This window comes from Pectinatus haikarae, assembly GCF_015732185.1.
Classification (GTDB): Bacteria; Bacillota; Negativicutes; order Selenomonadales; family Selenomonadaceae; genus Pectinatus; species Pectinatus haikarae.
The window spans coordinates 115595-140978 of the sequence record NZ_WIQM01000001.1; the positions used below are offsets into that span (position 1 = coordinate 115595).

General features: G+C 39.2%; 28 protein-coding genes and 2 tRNA genes. 19 read left to right on the forward strand and 11 right to left on the reverse strand.

The window, feature by feature from the left end; all coding sequences use genetic code 11:
• Window positions 1–2 precede the first annotated feature (2 nt).
• From queD to I6758_RS00590, 10 genes are all read right to left on the reverse strand, one after another.
• The gene (gene queD / locus I6758_RS00545; protein WP_196603260.1) at window positions 3–380 is read right to left on the reverse strand and encodes a 6-carboxytetrahydropterin synthase QueD; all 378 of its coding nucleotides are present in this window, start codon (window positions 378–380) and stop codon (window positions 3–5) included.
• 230 nt (window positions 381–610) lie between these two features.
• Window positions 611–1531, reverse strand: a complete 921-nt coding sequence (rbsK, locus tag I6758_RS00550) for a ribokinase (RefSeq protein WP_196603261.1) — start codon at window positions 1529–1531, stop codon at window positions 611–613.
• An 11-nt stretch (window positions 1532–1542) separates the two neighbouring features.
• Window positions 1543–2565, reverse strand: coding sequence for an aldose 1-epimerase family protein (locus tag I6758_RS00555; protein WP_196603262.1), 1023 nt, complete (start codon window positions 2563–2565; stop codon window positions 1543–1545).
• 26 nt (window positions 2566–2591) lie between these two features.
• On the reverse strand, window positions 2592–3896 hold the full coding sequence (gene fucP, locus I6758_RS00560) for an L-fucose:H+ symporter permease (protein ID WP_196603263.1): 1305 nt from the start codon (window positions 3894–3896) through the stop codon (window positions 2592–2594).
• Window positions 3897–3972: 76 nt separating this feature from the next.
• Window positions 3973–4614: a deoxyribose-phosphate aldolase gene (gene deoC / locus I6758_RS00565; protein WP_196603264.1), complete on the reverse strand. Its 642-nt coding sequence runs from the start codon at window positions 4612–4614 to the stop codon at window positions 3973–3975.
• Window positions 4615–4846: 232 nt separating this feature from the next.
• Entirely contained in the window at window positions 4847–5782 is a 936-nt protein-coding gene (locus tag I6758_RS00570; protein WP_196603265.1) for a sugar-binding transcriptional regulator, read from the reverse strand.
• Window positions 5783–5973: 191 nt separating this feature from the next.
• Window positions 5974–7206 carry a glycosyltransferase family 2 protein gene (locus I6758_RS00575; RefSeq protein WP_196603266.1) on the reverse strand — a complete coding sequence of 411 codons (1233 nt, stop codon included), beginning with the start codon at window positions 7204–7206 and terminating at the stop codon, window positions 5974–5976.
• 65 nt (window positions 7207–7271) lie between these two features.
• Entirely contained in the window at window positions 7272–8039 is a 768-nt protein-coding gene (locus I6758_RS00580) for a CDP-alcohol phosphatidyltransferase family protein (protein ID WP_196603322.1), read from the reverse strand.
• Complete coding sequence (locus I6758_RS00585; RefSeq protein WP_196603267.1) at window positions 8036–8665, reverse strand: phosphatidylserine decarboxylase family protein; 630 nt, start codon at window positions 8663–8665, stop codon at window positions 8036–8038. The genes I6758_RS00580 and I6758_RS00585 overlap by 4 nt, the downstream gene beginning before the upstream one ends.
• Before the next feature lie 103 nt (window positions 8666–8768).
• Complete coding sequence (locus tag I6758_RS00590; protein WP_196603323.1) at window positions 8769–9458, reverse strand: WecB/TagA/CpsF family glycosyltransferase; 690 nt, start codon at window positions 9456–9458, stop codon at window positions 8769–8771.
• 302 nt (window positions 9459–9760) lie between these two features.
• On the opposite strand from I6758_RS00590, the gene obgE reads away from it, so the two are divergent.
• The 19 genes from obgE to I6758_RS00685 all read left to right on the forward strand — a co-directional run bounded on the left by obgE (window position 9761) and on the right by I6758_RS00685 (window position 24497).
• On the forward strand, window positions 9761–11038 hold the full coding sequence (gene obgE / locus I6758_RS00595; RefSeq protein ID WP_196603268.1) for a GTPase ObgE: 1278 nt from the start codon (window positions 9761–9763) through the stop codon (window positions 11036–11038).
• An 18-nt stretch (window positions 11039–11056) separates the two neighbouring features.
• Window positions 11057–11362, forward strand: a complete 306-nt coding sequence (locus I6758_RS00600; protein ID WP_196603269.1) for a YhbY family RNA-binding protein — start codon at window positions 11057–11059, stop codon at window positions 11360–11362.
• A gap of 20 nt (window positions 11363–11382) precedes the next feature.
• A complete protein-coding gene (gene proB, locus I6758_RS00605) occupies window positions 11383–12510 on the forward strand; it encodes a glutamate 5-kinase (protein WP_196603270.1) in 1128 nt (375 codons plus the stop codon).
• A gap of 39 nt (window positions 12511–12549) precedes the next feature.
• On the forward strand, window positions 12550–13803 hold the full coding sequence (locus tag I6758_RS00610) for a glutamate-5-semialdehyde dehydrogenase (RefSeq protein ID WP_196603271.1): 1254 nt from the start codon (window positions 12550–12552) through the stop codon (window positions 13801–13803).
• 157 nt (window positions 13804–13960) lie between these two features.
• Window positions 13961–14566, forward strand: a complete 606-nt coding sequence (gene nadD, locus I6758_RS00615) for a nicotinate-nucleotide adenylyltransferase (protein ID WP_196603272.1) — start codon at window positions 13961–13963, stop codon at window positions 14564–14566.
• Between the two features lie 116 nt (window positions 14567–14682).
• The gene (locus I6758_RS00620; protein WP_196603273.1) at window positions 14683–15510 is read left to right on the forward strand and encodes a helix-turn-helix domain-containing protein; all 828 of its coding nucleotides are present in this window, start codon (window positions 14683–14685) and stop codon (window positions 15508–15510) included.
• Window positions 15511–15523: 13 nt separating this feature from the next.
• Window positions 15524–15991, forward strand: a complete 468-nt coding sequence (gene nrdR / locus I6758_RS00625) for a transcriptional regulator NrdR (RefSeq protein WP_196603274.1) — start codon at window positions 15524–15526, stop codon at window positions 15989–15991.
• 134 nt (window positions 15992–16125) lie between these two features.
• The gene (locus tag I6758_RS00630) at window positions 16126–17847 is read left to right on the forward strand and encodes a TIGR03960 family B12-binding radical SAM protein (RefSeq protein ID WP_196603275.1); all 1722 of its coding nucleotides are present in this window, start codon (window positions 16126–16128) and stop codon (window positions 17845–17847) included.
• 13 nt (window positions 17848–17860) lie between these two features.
• A complete protein-coding gene (gene pgeF / locus I6758_RS00635; RefSeq protein ID WP_196603276.1) occupies window positions 17861–18679 on the forward strand; it encodes a peptidoglycan editing factor PgeF in 819 nt (272 codons plus the stop codon).
• Window positions 18680–18857: 178 nt separating this feature from the next.
• Window positions 18858–19547, forward strand: coding sequence for a YggS family pyridoxal phosphate-dependent enzyme (locus I6758_RS00640; protein WP_196603277.1), 690 nt, complete (start codon window positions 18858–18860; stop codon window positions 19545–19547).
• Window positions 19548–19559: 12 nt separating this feature from the next.
• On the forward strand, window positions 19560–20057 hold the full coding sequence (locus tag I6758_RS00645; protein ID WP_196603278.1) for a cell division protein SepF: 498 nt from the start codon (window positions 19560–19562) through the stop codon (window positions 20055–20057).
• 25 nt (window positions 20058–20082) lie between these two features.
• Window positions 20083–20883, forward strand: coding sequence for a pyrroline-5-carboxylate reductase (gene proC / locus I6758_RS00650; protein ID WP_196603279.1), 801 nt, complete (start codon window positions 20083–20085; stop codon window positions 20881–20883).
• A 1-nt stretch (window position 20884) separates the two neighbouring features.
• Complete coding sequence (locus tag I6758_RS00655) at window positions 20885–21670, forward strand: YlmH family RNA-binding protein (RefSeq protein ID WP_196603280.1); 786 nt, start codon at window positions 20885–20887, stop codon at window positions 21668–21670.
• 19 nt (window positions 21671–21689) lie between these two features.
• Complete coding sequence (lspA, locus tag I6758_RS00660) at window positions 21690–22127, forward strand: signal peptidase II (RefSeq protein ID WP_196603281.1); 438 nt, start codon at window positions 21690–21692, stop codon at window positions 22125–22127.
• Window positions 22127–23071, forward strand: a complete 945-nt coding sequence (locus I6758_RS00665) for an RluA family pseudouridine synthase (protein ID WP_196603282.1) — start codon at window positions 22127–22129, stop codon at window positions 23069–23071. The genes lspA and I6758_RS00665 overlap by 1 nt, the downstream gene beginning before the upstream one ends.
• Window positions 23055–23603 (forward strand): bifunctional pyr operon transcriptional regulator/uracil phosphoribosyltransferase PyrR, encoded by a 549-nt coding sequence (pyrR, locus tag I6758_RS00670; protein WP_196603283.1) that lies wholly within the window; start codon window positions 23055–23057, stop codon window positions 23601–23603. The genes I6758_RS00665 and pyrR overlap by 17 nt, the downstream gene beginning before the upstream one ends.
• A gap of 11 nt (window positions 23604–23614) precedes the next feature.
• Window positions 23615–24217: a DJ-1/PfpI family protein gene (locus I6758_RS00675; RefSeq protein ID WP_196603284.1), complete on the forward strand. Its 603-nt coding sequence runs from the start codon at window positions 23615–23617 to the stop codon at window positions 24215–24217.
• Between the two features lie 95 nt (window positions 24218–24312).
• Window positions 24313–24389 (forward strand) — tRNA-Arg (locus I6758_RS00680).
• Window positions 24390–24422: 33 nt separating this feature from the next.
• Window positions 24423–24497, forward strand: a tRNA-Val gene (locus I6758_RS00685).
• Window positions 24498–24675: 178 nt separating this feature from the next.
• Here the strand turns inward: I6758_RS00685 and I6758_RS00690 are convergent.
• A complete protein-coding gene (locus I6758_RS00690; RefSeq protein WP_196603285.1) occupies window positions 24676–25302 on the reverse strand; it encodes a phospholipase D family nuclease in 627 nt (208 codons plus the stop codon).
• Window positions 25303–25384 lie beyond the last annotated feature (82 nt).

Here is a 25384-nt window from a genome sequence, read left to right on the forward strand (position 1 = left end):
TTTTATGCCTCCTCGTAATATAATGCCGCTGATTTTTCTGTTTCCCATACTTTTACAAATTTCACACGGCATTTTCCTTTTATATTTTCATGCTCGCTTAGTCTATGATATAAATAAGCAGCAATATTTTCTGCTGATGGATTTGAGGACAAGAACGGCTCCAATTCATTAAGATAATGATGGTCAAATTCGCCGATAATCTCTCTGAGGGCACCTTTCAATTTTTTAAAATCAATAAGCATACCCAACTCATCAAGTTTGCTGCCATATACTACTGCTTCAACTATCCAGTTGTGTCCGTGCAGATTATCGCATTTCCCGGGATAACCAATAATGCGGTGGGCTGCGCCAAAATCATTTTTTACTGATAACTCAAACATTTTTTACCTCCTGACAACCTCACTACATAAAATTATAACATAAATAGGTTCTTATTTCAGGTAGAGTTTATATTCCATGTAATAAAAAAATATTGTATATAGGGGATTTTATGATATAAAAAACTTCCAAACCACTTGATCTGAATTGGTTTGGAAGTTTTTGACGCATTATCATTTTGGGAGAAGACATTATTACAGTAATAATACAGCTGAAATGAAATTACACGATACTATTTATGAGCTGCTAAAAATTTTTGGACTTCTTGATAAGAAGGATATGATTTTTGGGTGCCTTTTTTTGTGACACTCAAAGCCGAGAATGCGCTGGCTTCGTACATTGATGCTAAAATATCATTGCTTTTTACGTAACAGCTGGCAAAACATCCTATGAAAGCATCCCCGGCACCGGATGAATCAACAGAGTCAACAGAAAAAGCATTTAAACGATGGACGGAGTCTTTAATCACCCACATTGAACCTCTTGCCCCCATCGTGACAATAATATTTTTTATGCCTTTTTCCACCAGCGAAATTGCCGCTTTCTTTATATTTATGTCAGTATCTACGGGCCTTTTTGTGATAAATTCAAGTTCTGTTTCATTGGGAACAAAAAAATCACATTCTTTAATTTTTTCAATGTCAAGCTTTGCGTTTGCAGGTGCCGGATTGAGCAGCACTCTGATACCATTTTTAATGGCAAACTGTACAGCATAATATACGGTATCAAGATTGACTTCCAATTGCAGAATTATGAGACTGCATTTTTTCAGATGGTCAGCCGCTTTATGAATATCTTCGGGCAAAAGATATTCATTAGCTCCTTTTATGATCAGTATTCTGTTTTGTCCTGAGGAATCCACAAATATGGGAGCTACACCACTGGATATATTCTTTACCCGTTCGACAAAAGTAGTATCTATATTGTAATGTTTAAAATTATTTATAGTATTATCAGCGAATATGTCATCACCTACCTTTGTTAATATCATCACATCACTGCCATAGGATGCGGCAGCTACGGCCTGGTTGGCACCCTTTCCGCCGCATCCTATGGAGAATTCGGGAGCTTCCAATGTTTCCCCGTCTATAGGCATTCTGTCTATATAGGAAATTAAGTCTACCATATTAGAACCAATAACTGCTATTTTCAAAAGTTTTCTCCTTATTTTTTACCGGTTGTTACTGAAAAATATTTTTCTTCATTAGATTTCAACATTATTAAAGTCCCCGACTTTTTAGCAGCCAAAAACCCTTCGGGCCTGCATGTAGCAGGTAAAACGAAAGCAGATACCTGTTGATCTGCATTGTATAGAAGCCATCTGGTTGCGCAGGGGAATTCTTTTGTCGAAAAGGTTGTTTTAAAACCGAATCCTTTAGGAGAATCTATTTCAAAAACAGCATTTTCGGTATAATTCTTGAGATCATCCGCCATAAAAACAATTTCAGGGTCATACATGTCGGGCTGATCAAGTTTAGTCAAAGTACTGCCATTTTTTTGTAACTGTTTTATATCTTCATTATAATGCATCCATTTTGGTGTGGGCTTGACATGTGCTGGTATGGATTCGCGTAATTTGAACGCTTTTTCTGGTACATTTGAAGAAATAATGGCATTATCTACATATGCATAATTCATGTGACACATATATTGTAACGGCATGTCGATACCTGTAAGATTTTTTACTTTCATGCCAATGTCCATTTTTGTGTCATTTGCTTTTATAGTAAGACTGGGATGTGATAAATAGTGATAACCGAAGCCTTGACAATATTCGTATTGACCAGTTACTGAAATAGTTTCATCAGAAAGTTCCAACCATGCCTCATCAATTGGTGCACATGACATTTCTCCATGCATTGGATGAGTATCTTCCGGTGATGGACATCCATTTGATAAAAGTCCAGAATGAAAAGCAAAACAACCATAGGTATCAATGATACAGTTTGCTGGCTTGGGCTGGGAAAACATGTTCTTCATCCGCAGGCTTATTCCGTCAAATTCCGCATCCCATATTATTTGCCCCATGTAGGGAAGAACTGTTACATAGCCTCTGCTGTTTGTTAGTTTTACCGCTTCGACTCCTGATGAATATATAAATATGTCGACAGTAAAATTATCATTTTTAAAAATTTCTTTAGATTTTTCTGAAAAAAAACCACGCTTGAGAAAAATTTTATTTTTCATTTTATTTTTACCTCTTTTTGTTATAGTCAATATTCATTGCCGATTCTTTTGTAAAAATAATAGCCAACATAGGCAAAACAGAAGAAATTTACTATAAACGAAAATTGCATTGAACCGGTTATGTCTGAGACAAGTCCCTGGATAGCAGGCACAAACGCCGCGCCTATTATGGACATGACAAGGACAGCTCCGGCAGTTTCAGTATATTCTTTTTCTACTGAATTTAATGTTTCGGCGTAAATAGTCGCCCAGCATGGTCCCATCAATATGCTTATTGCTACTGCAGCGTATACTGCTGTAAAATTTGGTATAAAAGAAACATAAAGGACCAATGCACATCCGATAATTGAATATGCTAATAAAACTTTATTTGCAGAAAATTTTGCAATCAAAAAATTTGCTATAAATTTCCCGACAAAAAAACATGCATAGCTAATTACCATAAAATCAGCAGCCATACGTTCATTTATAGTGTTATCAAGAACTAAAGCCAATCTTATTGTAAATGACCATACAGCTACCTGCATTCCTACGTAAAGAAACTGAGCTGCAATTCCCTTCTTGAATTTACTGTTTTTAATGAGATATTTTAAAGTTTTGATAATTCCTGCGTCGTTTTTATTTGATGTTTTTTCGATAGTCTTACATTTAGGATATTTAGTGATGAGAAATAGAATAAATACTGCAACTAGAATATATATCATAATTTTATATGGATGTAGAGTATGCTGCAACATTTGCAACTTAAAAGCATGCAGAGCTGTTTCATTTAGAACAGCCATTTGTGTAGCCAAACTGGCACCATTTTGAAATATCAGGTATTTTCCCAGCAGGATTCCGGCGGCAGCGCCAATAGGATAAAAAGTTTGGCTTATATTTAAACGCAATGTAGAATATTTGCGAGGTCCTAACATGGTGCTATAAGTGTTTGAAGCTGTTTCCAGAAAACCAAGGCCTATAGCAATGGAAAAAACAGCAAATAGGAACATCGTATATGTGGCCATGTCAGATGCGGGAAAAAATAATCCGCAGCCAATAATATAAAATAATAAACCACATAGGATAGCAAATTTGTAGCTAGTCTTTTTGATTACTATGGATGCTGGTATTGATATCAAAAAATATCCACCGTAAAAAGCACTTTGCACTAAGGCACTTGCAAAGTCGCTTAATGTAAATACACTTTTGAATTGAGTGATCAATATATCGTTTAAGCTCGCTGCAGCACCCCATAGTGGAAATAAGCATGATAATAATATGAATTGAAAAATTGGTGTTTTGTTTAAATAACCATCATCGTATTGTAGTAAAGCATCTTTCTTATCTGCCATAATTTTTCCTCCAAGTAAACATTGAGAAAACAGTTATTCCAATAAATAAGTGTTTTCTCAATATAAATCTTTATTATTAATTCACAATTTCCACGCCGTGGCTTGTACCAATTCTTTCTGCACCGGCAGCTATCATTATATCTGCATCCTGTCTGCTGCGAATACCACCGGCAGCCTTTACTTTGGCTTTGCCATTAACAGTCTTTTTCATTAGGGCAACGTCTTTTTCTGTTGCTCCGCCTGTGGAAAAACCTGTTGATGTTTTTACGAAACTTGCACCCGCTTCAACAGCCAGATTGCATGCACGTACTTTTTCACTATCTGACAGCAGGCAGGCTTCTATAATAACTTTTACGATTGCTTTACCTTTTGTTGCTTTAACAACTGCAGAGATATCATTTTTGACATATTTGTCATCACAGTCTTTCAATTTGCCTATGGCTATCACCATATCAATCTCTGAAGCACCATCTTTGATGGCCTGTTCTGTTTCAAAAACTTTTACAGATGTGGGAGTGGCTCCCTGCGGAAAACCAATTACTGTGCAAACAGCAATATTTGTATTTTTTAGCTGTTCATACGCATCTGATACCCATATAGGACTGATACATACAGAGGCAAAATTGTATTTTTTTGCCTCTATTAAAAGTTTTTCCAGATCCTTTTTTACGGCATCTGTTTTTAATAATGTGTGGTCTATCAATTTTGCATAATCCATAGTCTACCTCCGTTAGCGTTGATATTTATTACAAAATTTATCTTAACATATTTTTGAACTTATGTAAACTAAATAATGAAATTAATTTCATTATTTAGTTTACATTGAAAAATATCCTTTGTTATTATGAACAATTGTTTAATAATGAATAATCAAATAAAAAAGACATAATTCCAATAAGTTAAATTTTTAGATATAACCTATTAGAACTATGTCTTTTTATCTTTATCTATTATTTTATTAACGCATGTGCTGTATATTGATCTGTTACCAATATGTTGGCAAAACCGCCTGCCAAAGCCGCTTTTATAGCAGAAATTTTTCTTTGGCTGCCTGCAACAAGAATTCGTTTTTCCTTATTCTTTAACTCTTCCAAATTTATCCCGACTGTTCTGTTGTCAAGTTCTTTATTACATAATTCACCTTCTGCGTTAAAAAAACGTGAACATATATCACCGACAGCATCTTCCTTTAATATACGCTTATCTTTTTCATCAATGTAACCTAATCTAAAAAGCAGAGCATCATCTTTTACAGTCCCTACTGTAAATACCGCTATGTTTGCCTGGCGACCAAGTTCCAATATCCTTTTTATATGACGATCATTTTCTACTAATTTTTTCATCTGTACACTGTCGAACATTAGCGGTAATGGTAAATACCGGCCGACCGTGTTGAATGATTCAGAAAATAATTCAACAACTTCATAGGCATAGGTATTACTTTGCGAATGACTGACGCCACCTTTTAATTGGACAATTTGTACACCTTTTAGTGACTTTGATCGTAATTTCAAAGCCACATTATAAATAGTAAGTCCCCAACTTACACCTATAATATCACCGTCTTTAGTCACTGCATATAGATATTCTGCTGCCTTTGCACTTATGCTTTTTGTTATTTCATCTCGTGTATCAAGTGGCGTATAAGCGATTTTCACGTCATCTAAATTATACTTGCTGATTAACATCTGTTCTAAGCTGCTATTGTCTTCAATAGGATCTACTATATTTATCCGGACAAATTTTTGATCTTTTGCATATTGCAGCAATCGTGAAACAGTTGGTCTGGATATATTTAGTTTTTCAGCAATTTGCTGTTGGCTGTAATCTGACTCATAATATAATTTTGCAATATTTATACTGAGCCGTTCTTTGTTGTTGTCCATTTGTATATTCCTCAAATTGTATATTATTCAAAAATTATTGTAAATTTATTGGAACGTAATATAATATTTTTATAAAAAATATCGAATAATAAAAAGCTATCGCATAGCAGCACTAACTACTTGCAATAGCCTTTTATTTTGTGGCAGTAATCCTATCGTTATGATATATTTATTATGTGCAGCATAGATTTTTAACGAACAATGTCATCATATGAAACGGCACGTGTATGTTGGGTATGACTCCATTCGTGTTCATTGCGATGCAGAAATCCCAAAAATACTATAGGAATCCAGCTGTATATAAAAATAGGATATAAGATAAGATAAAACCATGCTTTTAATCTAACACGTATTTTTAGCAGTATAATAACAGGTAAAACATATTGCCCTAACGTAATCACTGTAAGCAATGATGAAGGAAGAAATTGATATATATTGGTAAATAAGCTTATGCCGAAACCCATTTGAATATAACTCATGATAACGAAAATCGTGGATATCATCAGAATATGAGGTTGCAATAAATGCATGCAACCATCCAATATGCGGATATCATGTTTTTTTATACCGGCCTTGATCATTTTGGGTATAAAACGGTGAGCAACATCAAATTGCCCTTGTGCCCAACGTTTTCGCTGACGCCATGACTGCATAAATGTAAGCGGTTTTTCATCATAAACTATGGCATCGTGGGCCCATGTGGTTTTTATTCCTTCAGTTAAAGCTTTCATCGTAAATTCCATATCTTCTGTCAGACATGTGGCGCCCCAGCCATATTTATGCAATACATCTGTTGTTATGCACATGCCAGTACCACCAAGAACGGAAGACAAACCTATGTTGGTTTTTGCCAGATGCCATATATGATCAATTACCCAAAATGAAATGGCAAAAGTTCCGGAAATCCATGTATCGTAAGGATTTTTTGCATCAAGGTAACCTTGAATGAGTTTATCACCCTTGCAGAGACGATTGTTCATTTCTAATAGAAAGCGTTTATCGACAAGATTATCCGCATCAAAAATTGCCACAGCATCATATTGCCGCTGCATTTTGAAAAGACGACTGAACATCCATTCCATGGCAAAGCCTTTGCCATGTTTTTCTTTATCAGTTCTTTCATGAACGATGGCGCCGTGGACTGAAGCAATTTGTGCAGTATTGTCACTGCAATTGTCAGCTATAACAAAAATATCGTATAGGTTTTTGGGATAATCAAGCTGTCCGAGATTATCTATTAATTGACCGATGACAGCTTTTTCGTTATGCGCGGCAATAATTACTGCAAACGACTTTTCAGGTACAAGAATTTTGACCTCCCTGCGCCTCCATAGTCCACAGACACCGATACAAAAATAATATACTGTAAATAAAAATATTATCCCCTGTATCGGCAGCATAATATAATCGAGAGCATATGTCATTAGAATTAGTTCCCCTTTGGCTGTATATCTTCAGGCATACTCTGCCCGCACAAACCATGAATGCATTAAGCGATTTTGTTGCAAATAGTATTTAATATACCAAAAACAGCATATGTAGAAAAAATAGCGAATAAAACTGCAAACGGAAATACCGCTCGGCATAGGAAGATAAGACCTAAAGCAAACAGCAGGGAAAGAATCAATGCTGCTATATTTATTTTTTCGCCAGTACCTTTAAAATCAGGATAATGGATATTGCTTACCATTAAAAAACCTGTAAAAATAACTACAAAAGGTACGACATACCCGATCATTATCGGTGGTATAAAAGGCAGATTGGCTATAAGCATGGCAGCTGTTGCTATCATGCAGCCGCCGGCAGGAATGGGCAGCCCCATGAAGTAGCCGTGCAATGTGCCGGCATTGACATTAAAGCGTGCCAGACGCCACATTCCGCAAACAGCGTAAATAACACCGGCGATAATACTGAAATACATAAAATAACGCAAACTGTCAGGCGGGGTGCCAGTTTTCATGGCAGCCATGCTGATAATTGATAAGGTGAAAAGAACCGATATTATTCCGGGAGCAACGCCGAAGGAAACGACATCGCAAAGAGAATCCATTTCCTTGCCCCGTTCATCGGTGGTACCGAAGTAACGGGCAAGACGGCCGTCCAGTCCGTCTGCAAGCAGTGCCAGCAATATAAATATAGGGGCATCAATCAAAGGACCGAACTTAACTCCACCCATAAGCATCACAAATATGGACAATATACCAAATACCAAATTCATCGAAGTGCAGACATTTGGTATCCATGCTTTACTCATTATTTTTTTATCCTCCCAATAATTGTTTCTCCGCCGACAACTTTATCGCCTTTTTTGACGAGCACAGCTATGTTGTCAGGCATGACGACCTCAGTACATGAACCGAATTTAATGAGACCGTAAAGCTCGCCCTTTGTCAATGTATCATTGAGTGTGACCCAGGATACGATGCGTCGGGCTAAGATTCCTGCTATTTGTGTAACTGTGATTCTCATTTCGCCATTGTCTATACCAATCATGTGGCGTTCATTTTCAAAACCAACACTATTTTTATATGCCGGACGAAAACGCCCGCAGGTATATTGCTGTAACTTTATTTCGCCTTTTATGGGACTGCGGTTGACGTGAACATTAAAAACCGACAAGAAAATCGTTACCTTGGTTCCGGGTCCCTTGACAAAATCATCATGATCAATTTTAACAACTTTCATGACTTTCCCGTCGGCAGGCGAAACGATCACTGATTTATCATCTGGTATATTTCTTTTTGGATTTCTGAAAAAAAATGTAAAGAATCCTGCAAGAACGCCTGGAGCAACAGCTGCATACGGTCCGATAAAAGCACCTGTACCAACAGTTAAGGCCGCGGCAAAACCAATGAACTTGTAACCTTCTTTAACAATATTCATTTTTATTACCTCTTCTATAATTAAAAACTGAATTATCAGTTCAATATATGTGTACTGCACACATTTATAACATATCAATTATAGTATAATACATTTTTTTTGTCTACTGATTAGTCTTTTTTTTCCATGACCATACAGCTTTTATAAAGCGGGGCAGGGCCATCAGACGACCGGCTCTGCTTGGCTGCATCATCCCGCGGAAAAGCCATTCTAATTTTGCTTTCTGCATCCATAAAGGGGCTCTTTTCATGACACCGGCCATGACATCAAGTGTGCCGCCGACGCCGATAGCAAGAGAACAGTTCAATTCATGTAAATGCGTATACAGCCACTTTTCTTGTTTGGGGACACCAAGCGCTGCAAGAAGGATATCTGGCTTCGCAATATTTATTTCTTCAACTATTTTTTTTTCGTCAGCAAGCGTAAAAAAACCGTTTCTTACTCCTGCTATCTGAATTCCGGGATAATCTGCCATTGCTTTTAATTTTGCTTTTTCCGCTACACCCGGAGCTGAACCGAAAAAAAATATACGCCAGCCTTTTTGCGGCGCTGCTGCCAATAGCTTTTGCACCAGATCAAATCCGGCAACGCGTTCAGGCATAGGCACTCCCAGGTAATTAGATGCCCATACTGTGCCGGCGCCATCGGGAACTACCAGATTGACTTTATTCAGTATTTCTCCCAATTCATTATCTTTGGTGGCACGCATAAGCATTTCGGCATTAGCTGTTGCGATCATTGATTTGTTTTTCGCTTCAATAAAATGTGTTGCTGCTTCCACTGCCTGACACATAGTTACTGAAGCCACTTTTATACCCAGAATATCAACCGTTGTAAACAATTGCCCATTCCCCTTTTTACAGTTAATCTCCTATTTAGAGACGGCTCAGTAATATACGCTATCCCGCAACAAATAGATTTACAAGCCAATAAGACATTTTATCATATTCTCTGTATTATGGAAAACTATTTATTATACCTATGTTGAAAAAATCCCATATTGACAACATGCAGCTTTACAAATATAAGATTTTCTGATATTGTTTGAGAGATATAACAAATTTTTATTTTTAAATATTCAGAACGGGAGAAAAGATGAAATTTATAGATAGAACAAAAATAACTGTCAAGGCTGGTGACGGCGGAAATGGCAAATCGGCTTTTCGCCGGGAAAAATTTGTGCCTAAAGGCGGACCCAGTGGTGGTGACGGCGGAAAAGGCGCCGATATAATATTCATTGTCGATAATAACATGAATACATTGCTGGATTTTCGTTATAATCGTAAATTTTTAGGGAAAAATGGCGGTAACGGAGATATAAAGAATCAATTTGGCAGAAATGCGCCTGATTTAATGATAAAGGTTCCTGCAGGCACAATCATTAAAGATGAAGACACCGGTAATATTTTAGCTGATCTGACGGACGCAGATGAAAGTGTTGTCATCTGCAAGGGCGGACGAGGCGGCCGAGGTAATGCACGTTTTTCCAATAGTGCTAATCGCGCTCCTACTTTTGCCGAACTTGGTGAACCTGGTGCTTATAAAAAGTTGATTTTGGAATTGAAAGTGCTGGCTGATGTGGGACTTATAGGGTATCCCAGTGTTGGCAAATCCAGTCTTATAGCGTCTGTGTCAGCAGCACGTCCCGACATAGCCGAATATCATTTTACCACTTTATCCCCTATTCTTGGCGTGGTCAGTGTGGGACCTGAACAGAATTTCGTTATGGCCGATATTCCAGGACTCATTGAAGGTGCAGCAGACGGGATCGGGCTCGGACATGATTTTCTGCGGCATATTGAACGGACAAAGATTCTTATACATGTTATAGACGCATCCGGCATAGAGGGAAGAGATCCTGTCGATGACTTTTATAAAATAAACAAGGAATTAGCATTATATGCTGATAAATTGACAAAAAGTCCGCAGGTAATTGCTGCCAATAAGATAGATCTGCCTGAAGCTGCTGAGAACTTAGTCAGACTAGAAGCGTTGGCTAAAAAAGAAGGACTTCCTTTCTTTAAAATATCAGCAGCAACAAAAGAAGGGGTAACTGATTTAATGAAGCATGTATATACCATGCTGCTCAATTATACAGCACCTCCTGAAATTGAAGAAAAGATCAAGATATACGATGCTGAAAAAGATAATGATGAAATTAAAATATCCAGAGACATGACAGGAGATTTTGTTGTTTCGGGGAAGGCATTAGACAAGCTGGTCGCCATGACTAATTTTGCCAATGACGAAGCTTTGCGCCGCTTTCAGTATATTTGGCGGCTCAAGCAGATTGATGGAAAGCTGAAAGACAAAGGTATCAAGGAAGGCGATACTGTGCACATTGGTGCGATGGAATTTGAATTTAGAGAATGAAAATCTGGAGGATGAAATTTGATTCGAAATACATTAACAGGCAAACAAAAACGATTTTTACGTTCAGCAGGAACAGCGCTTGAACCTATTGTTCAAATAGGCAAGGAAGCAGTGACGCCGTCATTGGTTAAAAGTGCCGATGATGCAATAACGAAAAGAGAACTTATTAAGGTCAGGGTATTGCAAAATTGCATGCAGTCTCCCGAAGAGGCAATAACTCTTTTGGCAGAAAGAACAGATTGTGATCTGGTTCAGCTGATAGGTCGCAACGGATTATTATTCCGCAAGAATTTTAAAAAACCTAAAATAGAATTGCCTAAATAATACAGACGAGGGTAAATTCAATGAAGGACAGAGATGAAATAAAAGAGGCCGGACGCATTGTTGTTAAAGTCGGTACAAGCACGTTGAATCATGCGGGAGGACGTTTAAATATCCACCGTATCGAGTGCCTGGTACGGCAATTGTCAGATCTTTCTAATCAAAACAGGGAAATAGTACTTGTAACGTCAGGAGCTGTGGGAGCCGGCCTCAGCCGTATGAAAATGGGAGAAAAACCCGACAGTATCCCGGAAAAGCAGGCCTTGGCTGCCATCGGTCAGGGAATTCTTATGCATATCTATGAAAAATTGTTTGGTGAATATGGGCAGACTGTAGCTCAGGTGCTTTTGACAAAGGAGAATTCAGTTCGCTACTCACAGTATATAAATTCACGCAATGCACTTTTGGCACTGCTGCAGATGCAGGTTATTCCGATAATTAACGAAAATGATGTCGTGGCGGTGGATGAGCTTAAAATTGGCGATAATGATACTTTATCTGCCACAGTTGCCAGCTTGGTGGATGCTGATGTATTGGTGCTCCTGACGGATACAGACGGACTTTATACCGATAATCCGCAGGTATGCCCGGATGCAAAACTTATAGACGAAATTTCTGAGATAACTCCGGAAATAGAGAATGCCGCCGGTGGTGCAGGCACAAAATTAGGCACAGGGGGCATGTTCACAAAGGTTCAGGCAGCGAAAATAGCTGTTAATTCCGGAGTGACTATGGTCATTGCCAATGGCAGCAGGAAAAATGTATTGACGGATATTTTTGCCGGAGAAAATATAGGAACTATTTTTCCTACGCATGAAACACATTTGAAGCAAAGAAAAAGCTGGCTGGCTTTTGGTAAAAGAATTGCAGGCAGCATAGTGGTTGACCGTGGCTGTGAGGAAGCTCTTATAAAACACGGTTCGAGTATACTGGCTGCAGGTATAACTGATTTTGAGGGGCTTTTTATTGAAGGAAGCACGGTCAGGGTTCTGTCAGCTGATGCACGTGAGATAGCTCGTGGCATTATAAATTATGATACGAAATCGCTGAGAAAAATAATAGGTCATAATACCAAAGATTTTGCATCACTCTTGAATGGAAAAGTGTATGATGAGGTAATACATCGCGATAATATGGTCCTTATGGTTTAAGTAAAGCTTTCTCATAGCCTTTAAGAAAGGGGTTTCTTTGTGGAAAATACATTATTACTGAATGAACAGGCTGGAGCAGCTCAGGCTGCAGCAAATGAGCTGGCAGGATTATCTACCTTGGAAAAAAATAAAGCATTGTCTGATATGGCGGATACTTTAGAACATCGTCAAAGGCTCATTTTAGCTGAAAATCAGATTGATTTGACCAACAGCCGCAATAAGAACCTTAGTGCGGCTATGCTTGATAGATTGATGCTTAATGAAGAACGCATACATCAAATTGCAGATGGACTCAGGAAAATAGCCGCTCTGCCAGATCCTGTGGGCAGTGGACTGATGGAAGTGAAACGACCAAATGGGCTTGATATAAGGGCTGTGCGAGTACCATTAGGTGTTGTCGGTATAATCTATGAAGCTCGTCCCAATGTCACAGCTGATGTTGTCGGTTTGTGCATAAAATCAGGAAATGCAGTTCTTTTACGCGGTGGTTCAGAAGCGGTGAATACTAATAAGATAATAAGTTCAATGCTGGCTGTGGCGGCGTACAGTGCCGGAGTGCCAGAAGGATCAATTCAATTTATTGATCCAACAGACCGCAGTCTGGTTACCGAAATGCTTCATCTGCGCAAGTATATAGACGTTATTATTCCGCGTGGAGGCAGCAATTTGATAAAATATGTTGTTGATAACAGTACTGTTCCGGTTATAGAAACGGGAGCGGGTATTTGTCATGCTTTTATTGATAAAAGCGCTGATAAGGATATGGCTGCCAATATAGTAATAAATGCAAAAACATCAAGGCCTGCTGTCTGCAATACGATAGAGACTCTTTTGGTACACCGGGATATAGCCAAGGACTTTCTTCCGCTAATAGCTGATAAACTTTCTAAATACAATGTGGAAATGCGCGGCTGCGAACGTACCAGAGCTTTTTGCCCCGATATGGCACCTGCTGGAGAAGAAGACTGGGCAACTGAATATCATGATCTTATTCTCTCTATAAAGTTAGTTGATGATATAAATGCGGCTGTCAGCCATATTAACACATATGGAACGAAACATTCGGAAGTGATCGTGACAAACGACTATGCCAGTGCTCAGTTCTTTCAAAATAAAATAGATGCGGCTGCTGTATATGTGAATGCATCTACACGCTTTACGGACGGTTTTGAGTTTGGCTTTGGCGCTGAAATAGGTATCAGCACACAAAAACTTCATGCAAGAGGACCGATGGGCTTGAATGCGTTGACTACTATGAAATATTTGATCAATGGAAGCGGACAGATACGTTGATGCATCGATTTAGAGGATATCTGAGAACATTAAAGCAGTATTTGCACACTGCAAAAGGCAGGCATGATTTTCTTGATTATTTAAGAGCGCTGTTTATTATGCTTATGATCATGCTTGTTATGTATTTATTAATAAAATATTTATCAGGAGAGTACCAATGAGAAAGATTGGGATAATGGGCGGAACTTTTGATCCTATCCATTACGGTCATCTGATGACAGCTGAGGCAGTGCGTGATGAATATAAAATGGAACAGGTTATTTTCATTCCGGCTGCGAATCCGCCGCATAAATCTGGGCTGACAATCACGCCTGCTATTCACCGTTTCAATATGACACTGTTGGCTACATGTTCAAATCCATGTTTTCAGGTATCTAATATTGAAATGCGCCGTACAGGTCCTTCTTACACGATAGATACTGTATACGAACTCATAAGGGCTTACGGAAAAGATACAGAAATCTATTTTATAACCGGGGCTGATGCTGTTCAGGAACTTCCGACATGGGATAGAATAGAAGAGCTTTTGAGTATCTGTCAGTTCATTGCGGCGACGCGCCAGGGATGTATACCTGATGTCAATGCTATAAAAAAACATTTTGGAGTGTTGGGAGAAAAGCGTATTCATCGCCTGGCTACACCGGAGCTAGAAATATCTTCAACAGATATACGAAATCGTTTGAAAAAGGGTTATTCTATAAAATACATATTACCGGAAGCCGTCGAACAATATATACGCAAGGAGCATTTGTATCTTACTTAGAAGGATCTGCTGTTCAATAAATAGAAATTGATAGGCAAATAGCAGAGTATTTGTCAAATAAACTTATATACGTTATAATGTAAGGCAAAGTCCTTTGACGAAGGGAGAAAAATGCTATGATCGGCGATATTTTCCGACAGGAACGGGAAAAACGGCAGATTACTTTAAAGGATGTCGAGAATGAGACAAATATCCGTATTTTATATTTGGAAGCCATAGAAAAAGGTGACTATAAGGTAATACGCGGTGAGGTATATCTTAAGGGTTTTATTAAGACATATGCAAAATTTTTAGATATTGATTATAATGAGATTTTAAAAAAGTATTATGAAGAAAATGGAATCGCTGCACCAGAAGACGATAGTTATCTAAGGCAGCATAATCCACAGACTGCTGATGAATCCGCCGCATCTGATCAGCAGCATTCTTCCCTGACTAAGGTTGATAAATCCGAGTCTGGCTTTCGGCAGCGTGTGGAAGAACGTCGGAAAAAAAGAAGTTCTGCCAATATTGTGTTTGGTTTAATAATAGCTATAGTAGTGATTGGCTGCGCAGCTTATTTTGTCATGCCCCTTTTGACGTCGTCAGGAGCATCAGTGGGGCCTGTTGTGCCTGCGGCCGATACAAAGGCTGTCCAGCCGGCAGCAGAGCCTGTGGAGAAAACACCGGTACCTGTTGAATATGATGGCGTTCATATGGAAGCTGTTTTTAATAATAAATGCTGGGTGGAAGTAAAAGTAGATGGAAAAACAGTTCTTGAAAAAACTGTTGATCAGGGCAGCACTTTTAAATGGGACGGAAAACAGGAAATTCAAGTGATTTTGGGTAATGCGGGAGCGGTAAAAATTATGATCAACGGTAAGGATGCTGGCAGTTTAGGCGCTGACGGTGCAGTGGTTACCAAAAAGTTTACCAAGGATAAAATAGAAGATGTAAAAAAATAAAGCAGGTGCATAGATGAAATGTCCATTTTGCGGCACAGTTGACAGCCGCGTCATTGATTCACGGTCTGCAGATGACGGAAATTCAACAAGACGCCGCAGAGAATGCTCTGCCTGTGGCAAACGGTTTACGACTTATGAAACAGTAGAAACAATACCGCTTATAGTCATAAAAAATGATGGACGTCGTGCTGTTTTTGATCGCAATAAACTTTTGAACGGTATTATTCGCTCATGTTATAAGCGGGACATTCCTATCGAGGATATCATTCATTTTGCAGACGATATCGAAAAGGATTTGCATAATATGATGGCATCTGAAATTCCCAGCAAAAAAATCGGTGAACTTATTATGGAGAGATTAAAACATTTTGATGAAGTAGCTTATATACGTTTTGCTTCTGTTTACCGCAAATTCACAGATATTGATAATTTTGCTCAGGAACTGGCAGAATTGAGATCAACGAAAGAGAATAAAAAATAAAAAGACTGTTGCCAAAACTGCTTTTGGTTGCCATAATAAATATTATGCTGCCAGTATTGTGGTTTTGCCAACGGCTTTTTTTTTACAGCTGTTGATCTGATGAAGCATTGCACTAACTTTTGGAGGTACAAATTTTGTCATGGAAAATTAAAAATCATTTACAGGAAATTTTGGCTGCCGAAGAAGGATATAGTTTATATCCTGCCGGTATCCGTACACGTTTTGCACTTTGCTATCCCAACCACTATAATGTCGGTATGTCCAATCTTGGGCTGCATATAATTTATCATCAAATAAATTCTCGTACCGACAGCGCGGCCGAACGTTTTTTTCTTCCGGACGGCAATCTGCAAAAGCAATACGAACAAAGCAATACTCCACTCTTGAGTCTTGAGTCGCAAAATCCTCTTTATGAATTTGCCATTATAGGTTTTGCCGTGTCTTTTGAGTTGGATTATTTTAATATATTGTCCATGCTGTCACGCGGCAAAGTAAAATTGCTGGCCTCAGAACGCGGTGAAAATGATCCCTTGGTAATCGCCGGAGGACCATGTGCTACGTTTAATCCCGAACCGTTGTATCTTTTCATTGATGCTTTTATTATCGGTGAGGGCGAAGAAACAATAAATCATTTTCTTGATGTATATCTCAGCACACGCAGGAAAGGGGAGTCACGCCAGAAAGCATTGCTTTGTCTGGCTAATATTCCTGGTGTATATGTTCCTGCCTTTTACAAACATGACTATGATGAAAGCGGCGTGCTGCGGTACATTTATCCGGATAAAAATGTACCGGCAAATATATTACGGCAGTGGGTAAAAAATATAGATGATTATCCGGCACATACAGTAATCAAAAGCAATAACACAGAATTTAATTTTTACTTGATTGAAACAGCTCGCGGCTGCGGACGCCATTGCCGTTTCTGTATGGCAGGCTATTGTTTTCGTGTCCCGCGCAACAGAAGTATAGAATCCATCATGCAGATGATAAGCAATGTTCCGGCAAAGGAAAAAATAGGATTGATGGGAGCGGCTGTATCCGATCATCCGCAAATCGATGAGATATGCCGCTTCATAAATGAGCGTAACCATCCGATGTCTGTGGCTTCGTTTCGGGCAGACTCTGTCACGCAGCTGCTGGTTGATTCTTTGGCTGCAAGCGGGCAAAAAACGCTTACACTTGCCCCGGAAGCGGGCAGTGTAAAACTGCGCCGCATTATCAATAAAGGAATTGAAGATGCTCACCTGTATAAATCAATAGATATGGGAATAAAGGCAGGTATTCAGAATTTCCGCCTTTATATTATGGTCGGTCTGCCGGAAGAAACTGATGAAGATATAGAAGCCATAATAAAAATGGCGTTTGATCTGCGCGGGTATATGGATAAGAACAAGGCCCGCGGTAAGTTGACATTGAGCGTAAACCCATTTGTTCCTAAACCGTTTACGCCATTTCAATGGATGGCTATGGCCGATATGCAAAAAGTTTCCGCGGTAATGAAATATATAAGGGCTTCTTTAAAGAAAGAAAAGAATATTGAAGTCTTGACCGAATCACCTAAAGCGGCATATTTACAGGGGATATTGGCGCGCGGAGACAGAAAGCTGTCGCAGATTCTTTATGAGGCGCACATGCTGGGAGGCAGTAAGGCCTTTCGGCGAGTTATGAAAACCCATAAAATCAGCGACTCCTTTTATCTTTACCGTGAAAGAAATATTGATGAACTTTTACCATGGAACATACTGGAGATGGGGGTAAAAAATGATTATTTTATCCACGAACTGGAAATGGCAAAAAAACAAAAATTTACTGTAAAGTGCTTTGACGGCTGCAAGCGATGCGGCGTTTGTTAAAGGAGATAATACAATGAAGACAGTTCGACCGTTTTATAAATTATCTGTTTTGAGTAGGTATGAAAATAAAATTATTCATGGCATATCACAAAGAGGCGGCGGTGTCAGTGAAGGCTGTTATCAATCTTTAAATTTGGGTCTGCATGTGGGTGATGAAACGGCTAGAGTAATCGAGAACAGAAAAAGATTTTGCGGGGAACTCGGTATTAAGTTATCGCGTACAGTTTGCTGCGAGCAAGTGCACGGCACAAATGTCCGCATTGTCGATGAAAAAGATATGGGGCGCGGGACGCTCACTCTTGAGGATATTATAGAGAATACCGATGGTTTGATCACAAATAAAAAAAATATAGCCCTCATGCTCTTTTTTGCTGATTGCACACCGGTGTTTATATATGATCCCAGGAATGATGCCATCGGATTATCTCATGCAGGCTGGCGGGGAACGCTGGGCAATATAGCCGCAAAAACATTGCGTGCAATGCATGACGCATACGGTACGAAACCGAGTGATTGTATTGCGGCGATCGGACCTTGCATCGGCGGCTGCTGTTATGAAATAGGTGATGAAGTAGCCGAAAAATTCAATGATATTTTCACATCTATGCATTTACCATCAACTGCTTTTTCACGCATACTTTTTCGTGATGAAGGTAAATATCATCTTTCTCTTTATGAGGCGAACAGTGCGCTGCTTGTGCAGGAAGGGATTAGTTCTGAAAATATTTCATCTGAACATTGCTGCACCAGCTGCAATGTTGATGAATTTTACTCATATAGGGCAGAAAAAGGAAAAACGGGAAGGCATGCCGCTGTCATTTGTCTGAAATAACCGGTGCAGTATCTGTAAAAAAATTTAGCGGCAGCAGGAAATTACTGTTTTTAAGAGGAATTTATTTTAGTTGGCATTTAGTGGCAGATATGTTATTTATCTGTGAATATATATGCATTTTATATATTAATATTTGTACGAAATGAAGGTACTATATATCTTCAGAGGAGATATAATAATGATAAGGGAAAACATAGCAGCAGTAGAGACTTTTATTAAAGAAGCCAGTGAAAAGCGTCAGTCGGATATGACAGAAAAGGTAAAACTTGTCGCAGTGACAAAAAATCACACTGTTTCAGAGATACGTGAAGCAATTGATGCAGGAACAGCTTTTATAGGTGAGAACCGTATTCAGGAGGCATCAGAGAAATATCAGCAGCTTGGCAACACGGTGGAATGGCATTTGATCGGGCATTTGCAGACCAATAAGGCGAAACAGGCAGTAAAAATATTTGATTTGATCGAGTCAGTGGACAGTATAAAAATTGCTGAGGCAATAAATAAAGAAGCGGCAAAGATAGATAAAGTTCAGGATATACTTGTTCAGGTGAATTTAGTAAAAGAACAGAGTAAAAACGGAGTATATATGGAAGATCTGCCGGCACTGCTGCTTGATATAGATTCTCTGGAAAAATTGAGACTGCGTGGACTCATGTTTATAGCGCCTAATGTTGAAAATCTTGAAGAAGTCCGGCCCATGTTCAATTCTATGTATAAATTGTTTAGGAAAGTGCAAAAAATGGAATTTTTGAATGCTGATATAAAATATCTTTCTATGGGAATGACACATGATTATAAAATTGCCATTGAAGAAGGTGCCAATATTGTACGTGTTGGTACAGCCATATTCGGACCGCGCCAATATTAAGGAGGAGCGATTATGAGTTTTTTTGATAAGTTTGGCAGTAAAATGGGTTTGACTGACGATAAAGATAAAAACCGTGGAGATTCACGCAACAGGCAAATGGATCCTGAGTCGGATGAATATGAAGAATATGAGGATAGTCCTGTCAGCCAGGACAATGTGGTTGACTTTCAGTCGGTTGCCGCAAATTCAGCGGGAAACAGTTCCGGTATAGCCGGCAGGCAAATGAAGGTTATAATTATTGAACCGGCTTCTTTTGACGATGCTCAGCAAATTGCCGAACACATAAAAGCGCGCAAACCTGTTGTTTTGAATTTCGAAAATACAAACGACGAAACGGCAAAAAGGATTATCGATTTTATAAGCGGTGCTACGTACGCTCTTGCTGGAGACATAAAAAAGGTAGGGCAGCATATTTTTTTATGTGCACCTAATAACGTGAATGTTACTTTTTCTGATGCAGCAGCATCAAAACCCGTTCCACCACGTGATGATAAACTTCCTTGGGAATAAATAACGATATATTTGGGGTGATTTTATGAAAATAGGATTTATAGGCGGCGGGGCAATGACAGAAGCTATAGTCTGCGGCATATCTTCTCAACCGTGGATTAAGCCGCAGGATATTTATGTTTCCGATCATAAAGAAGACCGTTGTAATTATCTGAAAGAAAAATATAGTATAAATGCAATAGTAGGGGCGCAGTCTTTTATAAAAACTGCTGATGTAGTGATCTTAGCTATAAAACCGCAGACAGCGTTTAAGGCTGTCGATGAAATAAAAGACAGTGTTGATGCCGGAGCAATTATTATATCTATTATAGCGGGATTGGCGCTTGCTGATTTAGAAAAAAGTTTTCCTGATAATCCGGTTATCCGTGTTATGCCTAATACTCCTATGGCGGTGAGTGCGGGAATGTCAGCGATAGCCACGGGCAGTAAGACAAAAAAAGCGGATGCCAATATTGCTGAAAGAATTTTTTCTTCGGCAGGGCAGGCTGTAATAGTTGAAGAGAAATTAATGGATGCTGTTTCAGGACTATCAGGCAGCGGACCGGCTTTTATTTTTATATTGATCGATGCTATGTCCGATGCCGGCGTAAGGGCAGGCTTGAAACGAGATACCGCCGTTAAACTGGCAGCACAGACGGTTTTCGGTTCTGCAAAAATGGTTCTTGAAACGGGTATGCATCCTGCTCAGCTGCGTGATCAGGTAACATCGCCGGGAGGAACTACTATCGAGGGAGTTCATATCATGGAGCAGCGCGGTGTTCGTGGCGCTATGATAGACGCCATAACAGCAGCTGTGGAAAAATCTAAGGCAATGGGGAAAAAATAGTATGGCTGATCGTGATAAGATTATTCGTTTTTATAAAGGTACGGAGGGCGAGGAGATCGCTGTCCGTTTGATCGATAATATAGAAGCTGTAAACAAAACAAGAAAATTTCGTACCAGCGATTTTCTCGATCCTTATGGGCAGGAAATAGCCGAAACTATTACCGCCAATTACGGGGGAATACGTGTCGAGTTTGATGGTGGGTATATCGGAGCAGAAAGGCAGTGTGCTGCTTTCATTCATGATGATTTTATGGGAAATCCATTATTTAGTCTTAAATTGATCAATGCGGCATGGAACGATAAATATTATCATCTTCTGCACCGCGATGTGTTGGGAGCGTTGATGGGGCTGGGGATAGATCGGCGCAATATAGGCGATCTTGTCATAAACAGCGGGGGTGTGAAAATAATCTGCCTGGACAAAATAGCCGAGTTCATCATGACTAATCTTGTGTCTATAGGTTCGGCGGCAGTTTCATGCACTTATGACGATTTATCTTCCATCGCGGCGAAGGAAGAACGCAGCAAAGAAATATCAGCTACGGTAGCTTCTCTGCGCATTGATTCAATAGCTGCTGCCGGGTATGGAACCTCCCGCAGCAAGATGACATCAGATATTGAGGCGGACAAACTTAAATTAAATTGGCAGTCGGTCAAAAACCCTTCACAGACAGTTAAAGAGGGGGATGTTGTTTCCATGCGCGGACGAGGAAGGGTTGAAGTATTCCAAATAAAAGGAAAAACAAAAAAAGGACGTATCGGTATTTTGTTAAGACGATATATATAAAACGTGGAGATTTGATATTATGTTCATCATATGCATTATGGTTATAGTTTTTATCGATCAGACAGTTAAGCACTATATTCAGTCGTCTATGCTGCCGGGAATGTCCTTTCCTGTTGTTCAGGATATATTCAGCATTACGTATATTCAAAATGCAGGTGCCGCCTTCGGCATATTGGAAGATCAGCGGTTGTTTTTCATAATAGTAACAATGCTGGTATTGATCTGCGGAGCATATTTTTATCCTGTATTAAAAAAACAGTGCTGCATGCTGCGTTTCGGTATGGCTTTGCTGCTTGGCGGCGCCGCTGGGAATTTAATAGACAGAATCAGGCTGGGAATAGTTGTCGATTATTTTGATTTTCATATATGGCCGATTTTCAATATAGCAGATATAGCAATAGTCTCAGGAGTGGTCATTATTATTTATCATATTTTTACAAAGGGACTGACTGAGTGATGAGTCTATATGAATATACGGCAAAGCAGGATAACGAACGAGTGGATGCTTTTGTTTCTGCGCAAAATAATACATTATCCCGTTCTGCGGTACAGAAACTTATTGCCGGTGAAAATATTCTTGTCAATGGAAAGAAAATCAAGGCAAATTATCGTTTAAAAAGTAATGATTGTATTACTGTTATTGTCCCGGAGCCAGTGCCGCTTGATATAAAAGCAGAAAAAATACCGCTGGATATTTTATATGAAGATGAACATATTATAGTTATAAACAAACAAAGGGGAATGATCGTCCATCCTGCTCCAGGAGTTTACAGCGGTACGCTCGTTAACGCATTATTGGCACATTGCCATGATCTTTCCGGAATAAACGGGATCATCAGGCCGGGTATAGTTCATCGGCTTGATAAGGACACTTCGGGTGTCATGGTAGCAGCAAAAACGGATGAAGCTCATTTGAGTCTTGCTGAACAGATCGGCAGCAAGAAAGCACAGCGCTGTTACCTGGCTATCGCAAACGGCAATATCAGTGAGAATGAGGGACGGATCAACGGCAATATAGGACGTCATCCCGTTGACCGAAAAAAGATGGCTGTACTTGTAGGCAAGGGCAAAAGCGCTGCCACTATCTTTGAGGTTTTAGAGCGTTTTCGGCAATATACTTTTATCAAATGCAGGCTTTTGACTGGACGGACGCATCAGATACGAGTGCATATGGCATATATAGGGCACCCGCTGCTCGGTGATCCGTGTTATTCAAAATGCAATAAACCACTGGATCGAAAAATAGCAGGGCAGGCATTACATTCCAATACGCTTAAACTTTATCATCCTGCAACAGGGCAGGAGATGCTCTTTACGGCTCCGGTGCCGGATGATATGGTAAAGATACTTGCTGCTCTGAAAAATAGAAACGGAAGTGAAAACAATGGCGGATTTTGTTGATAAAACAGTTTTGATGGATGAAAAAGGAATTCATCGGGCGCTGACAAGGATTGCTCATGAAATAATTGAAAAAAACAAAGGTGTGCAGAATATTGTTCTTATTGGTATTCGTACACGCGGTGTTCCTCTTGCGGAACGATTATCCTCGGAAATAAAAAATATTGAAGATGTAATTGTTCCGGTTGGGATGCTTGATATAACGTTATATCGTGATGATCTGTCTACATTAGCCTATCAGCCAGTAATTCGCGAAACAAAATTTCCCTGTGACATAACAGGAAAAACAATTGTTTTGGTCGATGATGTTCTTTACACCGGGCGTACCATCAGAGCGGCGCTTAACGCACTTACTGATCTTGGGCGGCCTCATGCTATACAACTTGCCGTGCTTATTGATCGCGGGCACAGAGAATTGCCTATACGGGCTGATTATGCGGGGAAAAATGTTCCTACTGCCGCCAGGGAAATAATAAGTGTTCAGCTTGTTGAAGTTGATAAAAAGGAACAGGTTATAATAAAAGAACCTGTGTGAGGTCAGAAATTATGAAGGCAAATATTTTTTTATTCGACAATTTTGAGACATTGGATGTATTTGGTCCGGTAGAGGTGTTAGGGTATGTACCTGATTGTCAATTACAGTTCGTTTCATGTAAAGGCGGGATTATAAACAGCAGTCAAGAAGTTCCTGTAATGACAAAAAAGCTTGATGCTGAAAATGTTTCCGGACTGTTTTTTATTCCGGGAGGGCAGGGTATCCGTACGCTGATCAATGACAGCGAAACGATTGCTCTTTTGAAAAAAGCTGTACAAAAAGCACAATATTGTCTTACTGTCTGTACCGGATCATTGGCACTTGCAAAGACAGGTCTGCTGGACGGAAGAAAAGCTACATCCAATAAAAGAGCGTTTGAATGGGTGCTCTCCCAAAAACTGCCTGTTCTTTGGGAAAGAAGCGCCAGATGGACAAATGACGGGGAATTTTATACATCTTCCGGTGTATCAGCAGGAATCGATATGACACTTGGTTTTACAGAAGATCACTTCAGCAGAAAAATCGCGACTGATATAGCTATAAGAATGGAATATATGTGGAATGATGATAAAACTAATGATCCCTTTGCTGCTTGTACAACAGCTGATTTGTAATAGTTTTATCGAAAAAGTATTATTGCATTAATATTTCGGTGACTGTATTTGCTATAATATTAAAAATTTGCTATAATATATAGGTCGTTTAGAGTGTGGCTGTAGCTCAGACGGATAGAGCGGTTGCCTCCTAAGCAATAGGCCGCAGGTTCGACTCCTGCCAGTCACACCAATAGTGTTCAGAGATTTTTGGCATATGTATTTTGGGATATTAGCTCAGGGGGAGAGCGCTTGATTCACATTCAAGAGGCCGGTGGTTCGAAACCACCATGCCCTACCAGTAAAATCAAGGCTTATAAGGATTTGGGCACAGACTTTCAAGTGGTCTTTGGGCACACTTTGGGCACACTTTGGGCACAGTTGATAAATATAGAACAGCCATTACCTTAATTAATAACAGCCGTACTTAATAAAAATATAATAGCTGATTACTGATAGGCTGGCAGATTTCTGCCGGCTTATTTTTTATTGCTATAGTCTTGTGTATTTTCCCAACGCCATTGCCAATTTTCTAAATAATATTTAGCCAACTCTTCATTACCTCTTATTACCAAAACATTTTCGGCATTCTTTTCTTGCGCAGCTTTAGTAAAATTAAATGAGCCGGTAACTATATTTACATCATCAATTATCATAACTTTACTATGCGCAATTGCAAAATCATGATCTATTTTCACCGGAACACTGTTGTTTGCAAAAAATGTTGCAGAGGAATATTTTGCCGTTTCCTGGCTCTTATCTAAGATAATTTTTACATCAATACCGCGTTTTTGTGCTTGTACAAGAGCCTTTGCAATCGGTGCGCTTGTAAATGAATATGCCTGTACTCTAATACTTTTTTTAGCTTCATTGATAGCTTTTATTACCGTATCTGTAGCGGCCCCATTTGGGCTAAAAGCCACTTCGATTGTTCCAACGGCATTTACGGTATTTGAATGGCTTATATCTTGAGGTAGTGTTGCTTGTGCTTCAACAGTTTTATTTACGGACGCACTTTCTTTCTGGTTTTCCTTGCTACCGCAGCCGACCATAAAACCGGCTAAAAATATAACAATTATTGCTATAACTGATATTATTCTTTTCATATTTATTACGCTCCTTTTTCGTAATTATAACACAAAAAGCCACAACACCGATTTTAATGTCAGTGTTGTGACTTTAACTTCA